The 1,931-nt window shown below is 66.6% G+C and carries 3 protein-coding genes; all 3 read right to left on the bottom strand.

Going from position 1 to position 1,931, the window contains the following annotated elements:
- Positions 1-797 (bottom strand): FAD-dependent oxidoreductase (locus tag EQG76_RS26005; protein ID WP_159717690.1); only part of this gene is annotated, 797 nt, incomplete at its 3' end.
- 6 nt (positions 798-803) lie between these two features.
- Positions 804-1,184, bottom strand: coding sequence for a RidA family protein (locus EQG76_RS26000; RefSeq protein WP_200841139.1), 381 nt, complete (start codon positions 1,182-1,184; stop codon positions 804-806).
- A gap of 88 nt (positions 1,185-1,272) precedes the next feature.
- Positions 1,273-1,931, bottom strand: a 659-nt coding sequence (locus EQG76_RS25995; RefSeq protein WP_200841138.1) for an amino acid ABC transporter permease, incomplete at its 5' end; no start/stop codon positions are given.

Here is a 1,931-nt window from a genome sequence, read left to right as displayed (position 1 = left end):
CCGTAGGTCCGCATCAACCGGGTCGACCAAGGGCCGGCACAAACGACGACGCGCTCGGCGGGGATCCGCTCGGCACCGATATGGACCGCCGCCACCTTGCCACGGTCCAGCTCGATCCTGGTCACCGTCTCGCCGAAGCGAAAGCGCGCTCCGGCGCGAGTTGCCGCCTTCTCGGCCGCGGCCGAGAATTGCCGGGCATCGCCCCAGGCATCCTTCTTCAAGAGCAGGCCAGCACCAATAGTGTCCGCGACTGGTACCAGAGTTGGCTCCAGCGCCGCGCAATCGGCGGCGTCCAGCCGGTCGACCTCGGCACCCATTCCTTCCAGGAATCGGGCGAAGGTATCGGCCTCGGCCCGGGCGTTCGGCCCCTTGTGGAGCTGCAGGAAGCCACCGCGCCAGATGTCGGCCTGGACCGTGCCATCGGCCAAGAGTGCATCCATCTCAGCCAAGCTTTGCTGGCCGAACGCGGTGAGGGCCGCCGAGGTCTGCCGGTACTTGGCGCCCCGACAGTTGGCGAGAAAGCGCAATCCCCAACTGGCCATCGCCGGAATGGCGCGTGGCCGTAGGAGAAGCGGCGCTTCCTCACGGCCCAGCCAACGAAACAGGTGGCCGGGTGTGCCGGGGCTGGACCATGGCAGCGTGCAATTGGCGGCGAGCATGCCGCCATTGGCGAAGCTGGTCTCCAGCCCGGCTGCCTCCCGGCGCTCGACGACCGTCACCTCCAGGCCCTGGCGGGCCAGGTAGAGGGCCGTGGTTGTGCCGATGATCCCGGCCCCGATGACGATCGTCGCCGCCATGGCCCCTTACTTCTTCTCGATATAGGCGTGGACGACGATCTCGATCTTGGCGCCCGGCACCATCAGGTCGGCAATGACCGTGGCGCGGTTCGGGTAGGGCTGATTGAAGAAGGTCCGGTAGACCTCGTTCATGCCCGAGAAATACTCCTTCGAGGTCAGGTAGACCTGCACCTGGGTGACATCGTCCATGGTACCGCCGGCGGAAGCCAGGATCGACTTCAGGTTCTCCATGGTCAGCCGGGTCTGCGATTCGATGTCGCCGTCATCGATCGAGCCGTCGGGGCGGATTGGGATGCTGGCGGTGTAGAGCGTATTGCCGCCCATGGTCGCCCACTCGACCGGGGTCGAATCGCCGCCGGGCAGGGTCGTCTCGACATTCTTGCGCAAGGTCATTCTCCTCTTGGTGACGAAGCCGCCGTCCTGCTCAAGGCGGCAGGGCACGGGCGGACCTGGGAAAAGGCAGCGGGGCGGGCGGCTAGCTGCGGCGCTCCTGCGCGCGCTCGATCCGACGGACCAGCAAGGACAGGGGAAAGCAGAGCACGAAGTACATGGCGCCGACGATCAGATAGATCTCCAGCGGCATGAAATATTGCGAGCTCAGGTCCTGGGCGCGCAGCATCAGGTCGGGCGCCGCGATCAGGGAGGCCACCGAGGTGTCCTTCAGGAGCGAGATCGCGACGTTGCCGATGGGCGCCAGGACGACCCGCAATGCTTGCGGCAGGACGATCCAGGTTAGCACCTGCCCGCTGGTCATGCCGATCGCCTGCGCGGCCTCGGTCTGACCCTTCGGCACCGCTTCGAGGCCAGCCCGGTAGATCTCCGCGAGATAGGCGGCGGCATTCAGCCCGAGCCCGATCACCGCCGCCTGGAAGGAGCTGAAGGTGACCCCGATCGCGGCCAGGCCAAAATAGATGATGAAGAGCTGCAGGAGGGCCGGCGTGCCGCGGAAGATCTCGATATAGAGGCCGGCCAGCCGGGCCAGCAGCGGGTTGCCGCCGATTCTGGCCAGCGCCAGCAGCAGGCCCAGTACCAGTCCGAGCATAAGGGCGCCGAGCGCCAGCTGCAGGGTCGCGAGTGCTGCAGCGAGCAGCTCCGGGTGGATCATCTCCCACAGGTCGAGCACACCCATGGGCT

The sequence above is a fragment of the Geminicoccus flavidas genome (genome assembly GCF_009806515.1).
GTDB classification, from domain to species: Bacteria; Pseudomonadota; Alphaproteobacteria; order Geminicoccales; family Geminicoccaceae; genus Geminicoccus; species Geminicoccus flavidus.
This window is presented reverse-complemented; position numbering and strand designations above follow the sequence as displayed.